This is a genomic window from Halomonas sp. LMYGS-3, from assembly GCF_059509875.1.
This window is the reverse complement of the sequence record NZ_JCAKFQ010000060.1, coordinates 1-4,902: the sequence shown is the minus strand read 5'-3', so window position 1 is coordinate 4,902 and position 4,902 is coordinate 1. Positions and strand designations below refer to the sequence as shown.

Annotated in this window: 3 protein-coding genes; 1 reads left to right on the top strand and 2 read right to left on the bottom strand. The window is 64.4% G+C overall.

The window, feature by feature from the left end:
• Nucleotides 1–314: 314 nt before the first annotated feature.
• Nucleotides 315–1,922, top strand: coding sequence for an ATP-binding protein (locus AC5W54_RS22405; RefSeq protein ID WP_495964308.1), 1,608 nt, complete (start codon nucleotides 315–317; stop codon nucleotides 1,920–1,922).
• Between the two features lie 358 nt (nucleotides 1,923–2,280).
• On the opposite strand, the gene AC5W54_RS22400 is transcribed toward AC5W54_RS22405, so the two are convergent.
• Both AC5W54_RS22400 and AC5W54_RS22395 read right to left on the bottom strand, forming a co-directional pair.
• Nucleotides 2,281–3,144, bottom strand: a complete 864-nt coding sequence (locus AC5W54_RS22400) for a glycosyltransferase (RefSeq protein WP_495964307.1) — start codon at nucleotides 3,142–3,144, stop codon at nucleotides 2,281–2,283.
• A gap of 4 nt (nucleotides 3,145–3,148) precedes the next feature.
• Nucleotides 3,149–4,414, bottom strand: a complete 1,266-nt coding sequence (locus AC5W54_RS22395) for an O-antigen ligase family protein (RefSeq protein ID WP_495964306.1) — start codon at nucleotides 4,412–4,414, stop codon at nucleotides 3,149–3,151.
• Nucleotides 4,415–4,902: the final 488 nt, after the last annotated feature.

Sequence of the window (4,902 nt, the reverse complement as noted above, 5' to 3'; positions counted from 1 at the left end):
AGGGCCATCAAACGGCGCCCCCGGCCCCACCGGTTATTGAAAACGCATCGCCACCAAGCGCGTGAGGAAATCCAACGCTACGGACATCCGAAAAAGCTTAAGTAAGTGCCATTCGGGTCTGACCCTGGCGGATCCCCACGAATTTCTCGACATTGGCAGCATGCTGGCCGAAAAAGGCACCGAGATCGCGCCTTTGGGGTCTGACCCTGTTCGCTGCCAGGTTGTCAGGAATTGCCAATATTTCAGTACGTTGCAGCCTGAGGGTCAGACCCCAAAGGCTTCGCCTGGGGCCAACACCGCCTCCCGCGCATGCTATGCTAGGCGCTCGACAGGCCAGCGCCCTGCCTCGGGAGGTCATCTTGACAACCGCACATCGCCGCAAGCTGCCCATCGGTATCCAGACCTTTGCCGATATCCGCGAGGATGGCTATTACTATGTGGATAAGACCTTGCATATCCATCGGCTGATCGAGGCCGGCAAGTATTACTTCCTGTCTCGCCCCCGCCGCTTCGGCAAGAGCTTGCTGGTGGATACCCTGCGCTGCCTGTTCGAAGGGCGAGAGGCCCTGTTCGAGGGGCTCTACATACACGACAAGTGGGACTGGCAGATCCGGCATCCTGTCGTTCGCCTCAGCTTTGCGGGTGGTCACCTGGGAACTCGTGACGCCCTGGACCAACGGATTCGTGACCTGCTGCACCAGAACCGGGAGCGGCTGGGCATCAGCCTTTCGCGAGAGACAGACATTCCCGGCGAATTCGAGGAACTGATCCAGCAAGCCCATGCACAACATGGCCAGCGCGTGGTGGTGCTCATCGACGAGTACGACAAACCCCTGCTCGACAACATCACGGATGTCGGGCGAGCCAGTGCCTTGCGTGATGGCTTGCGCAACCTGTATTCGGTGCTGAAGGACGCCGATCCCCACCTTTGCTTCTGCCTGCTCACGGGTGTCTCCAAGTTCAGCAAGGTCAGCCTGTTCTCGGGGCTGAACAACCTCAATGACGTCACCCTGGACGCGCCCTACGCCACCATCTGCGGCTATACCGACGAGGACCTGGACACGGTGTTCGCCCCGGAGCTGCCCGGCCTGGACCGCGCCGAGATCCGCCGCTGGTACAACGGCTACCGCTGGGGCGGCCAAGACACTACCGCTGTCTATAACCCCTTCGACGTCCTGCTGCTCCTGCAGAAGCGTCAGTTCGGCCCTTACTGGTTCGAATCGGCCACCCCCACCTTCCTGGTGGACCTGCTGCGGCAGCGTGGCCTCTACACCCCAAGGCTGGAACAGTGGGAAACCGAGCCGGAGCTCCTCAGTCGTTTTGACGTGGACGAGATCGCCACCGAGGGCCTGTTGTTCCAGTCGGGCTACCTGACCATCAAGCAGGCGGAAGAGCCCATGACGGGATACCGGCTCTACACCCTGGGCTTTCCCAATCAGGAAGTGGAAACCAGCCTCAACCAGGCCTTGCTACCGTCGCTTGGGGTGGACAATGCGCCTCGTCACCGCAAGACATTGTTCACGCACCTTCTCGCCAACGACCTTGCAGGCCTGGAGGCGCATCTCAAGGCCCTCTACGCCGGGCTGCCACACGACTGGTACCGCAACAACCCGATTGCCAAGTACGAAGGACACTACGCCAGCGTGTTCTACAGCCACTTTGCCGCGCTCGGCGTGGACGTGACCGTGGAAGACGCCAGCAATACCGGCAAGGTCGACATGACCGTGGACTTCGGCGGCCACCTGTATCTTTTCGAGTTCAAGGTGGTGGAGCAGGTACCGGAGGGCAAGGCGCTTCAGCAGCTGAAGGACCAAGGCTACGCCGACAAGTACCGCGCTCAGGGCAAGCCCATTCACCTGATCGGCGTCGAGTTCTCCCGCGAGAAGCGCCAGATCGTGGCATTCGATACCGAATCAGCCTGACCATTGCAGGCAACGGGCAACCCCGACACCTGCCACGCCCACCATCACGGGCCAACGACTCGGCCGGGGCCAGACCCGTTAGGGGCGGCCGCGGCGCCTGACCCAGCCCGCCCTTGACGCCTGGCACCCGTCAACCGGCCAGCCAACGCTGTTTCATGTCGTCATGGATCCACCGCCGGTAATGCGCGTCGCGCAGGCCCCGGTTGCTGATCGAGCGATCGCTCGGCGGAGCCAAGCTACAGGCAGGGAATCTACCACCCTGTGGGGCCACGCTCTGCGGGGCGCTGGCGGTCATCGGCCATCTTGGCGGTCAACGCCTAGGCGCCCTGCAGCGGGTTCACTCCGGGTGCCACGTCAATCATTGCTCCCCTCCCTTGGTAGCACCCGCCAGCCGGGCAGTCCGTTCGATATCAGGAGGCGAGAGAAACTTCCCGGCGACCGTCTCGGGCTTGAAGTCATCCAGCCAGGCCTCATCGATGAGCGGCTTCTCACCCGCCACAGCGGCCCGCATGCCCTCGGCCAGGGCGGTTTCGTCGTGCTCGACAATGCTGGATGTCAGCGGCCCCTTGAGGATCTCGCGGATACCGCCGGGACAGTCCACCGACAGCACCGGCGTGCCGCAGGCCAGGGCCTCGAAGAGCACGATGCCCATGCCCTCGAAGCGCGAGCTCAGCACGAAGAGCCGTGCCTGGCGCATCCACGGGTAGGGGTTGTCGCGCTGCCCGGCGAAGCGGACCCGCCCGGCGATGCCGAGCTCTTCGGCCAGCGCCCCTAGCCGCCCACGCTCCTGGCCGTCGCCCACCAGCACCAGTGGCATTGCCAGCCCCGACTGCGCGTAGGCTCGCAGCAGCAATGCCTGGTCCTTGGCCGGCACCAGCCGTGCCACCGTCACGAGATAGGGCTCGTCAGGCAGGTCCGGCTCATCAACCAGCATCAGCCGGCGAATGGCGCCGATTGGGCAGGAGCGACGGATGATCGGGTTGAGAAACCAGCGCGCCAGCCACTCGATCAGCAGCCCCACCAGGGTCAGGCGCAGCGCCCAGAGCAATGAGAACTGGTGCAGTTGCACCTCGGAATGCTCGGGCGCCAGCGGCTTGCGCACGCGCCGAAAGGTCAGCAGGTGGCTCTCATGCCCCGCCTCGGCAAAGGCATCGGCCAGATTGACCGCCACGCGCTCCATACCGCCCATCTTGAGCGAATGAACCACCACCAAGGTACGCAAGGCTTCACTCCCTTCCCTGTGGAATACCCACGGCGCCATGCCGATGACACACCGCCAGCGCCAGCAACACCACCTGCATATAGGCATAGAAGGTCGTCATCATCTCATGGTGAATCGCCGCCTCGGTGAAGCCGTAGAGGACGAAGCCCACGGTAAACACCAGGGCGACCTGGGCCCAGGGATTGCGATGATCGCGACGGTAGAGCCGCCAATGGTAGATCCCCGGCGCCACCAGGTACCCCAGCAGGGCGAGCAGCCCCAGCACCCCCCCGGTGGCCGCCATCTCGAAGTACTGGCTATGGGCGTGGCCGCGCTGAACCCCCAGCACCCACTCGGTGAGCACGCCCTGCTCGACCAGCTCGGCGATCTGCGCCTCGCGCTCATCGTAGCTCAACCCGATCAGCGGGCGTTCCAGGAAGGCATGGCTGGCCGCCATCCACAGTTGCAGCCGTCCACCGCTGGAGACCGCCGCCCCGATATCGCCCTGGGCGATATTGGTGAACTCGGCAATGCTGTAGTCCACCCGCCGCTCCACCGCCGGCAGGGTGGCATAGCTGACCAGCGCCAGCGTCACCAGCGCCACGAAGGAAGCGGTGATCGCCTTCCACCCCAGGCGGTCGGCGTTGAGCAGCAGCAGCAGAACCAGCAGCAGTGGCACCACCAGAATCGCACCACGGGCCAGGGTCAGCAGGCAGGTGATCACCCCGGCCAGCGCCGCTATCAACAGCCAGGTCTTGCGGTGGCTGCCACGGATCAGGCTCGCCGCCAGGAAGGCCATGGCGCAGCTCAGATACCCCAGGTTGATGCTGAACAGGAAGCCATCGGCCCGGTAGGCGCCCATCACCTGGGTCTGGTAGAACGCCACGGCGAGAGCGCCCAGGGGGCCGATGATCACCCCCCACTCCATGAAGCCCCGCACGTGGCGCAGGTCCACCGGCACCAGCAGGTGACGCAGCATCAGGTAGATCGGCGCCACGGCGATCATATGAAAACCGGGGCTCAAGTAGCGCGACGAGGTGTCGTCGATCACGAAGATCGGCACCCGCGACAGCAGCAGCAGGCTCAATAGCCCCACCACCGCCCAGTCGAAGCGGGTGACCTGCAGGGTGGCGCGATTGGCCACCAGGTAGCCGATGGCATAGAGCATCAGCACCGCCACCACGGCGTGGCTGCGCACCGGCGTGGCGATCAGCGTCACCAGCACCAGCAGCAACGCCCACTGGTTCACCATCAAGGCCCGATCACGGGAAAACAGTCCTTTCGCTACCATCGTGGTTCCCTTACCGCACCCAGTTGATGTTCTGCTTGACCTCACGGGCCGGGTTGCCGGCCACGACGGTGCCGCCCCCGCTGCCACCCGCACCTTGTTACGCAGCCTCAGACGCCACAGCGACAAGGTTCCCTGCTGCTCACTCATTGCCTTCGGCCTTCATCATCGTCAATTTCCAGGCGCCCATAACACGACAGGCGCCCTGAAAGGCGCCTGTCGCTATCATACCACCAGCCATCACCTCAGTGGGCACACCTCCCCCTGTGTGGAGCCACGCTCCGCGGGGCGATGGCGGCGCGAAGCGGGCGCTGGGCGATTATCCGCAAGCTCGGCGATATCCGCCGGGGGCGCCTGCGGCGCCCACCCCTGATAGGGGTCGGGAAGGCTTAGCCTCCCCGCCCTCCGAACCGTGCGTGCGGTTCTCCCGCACACGGCTCTCCAGTCGATGGTTTCAGCATCGTGATTGGCTCGCCTTCCGCCAGGCTTCG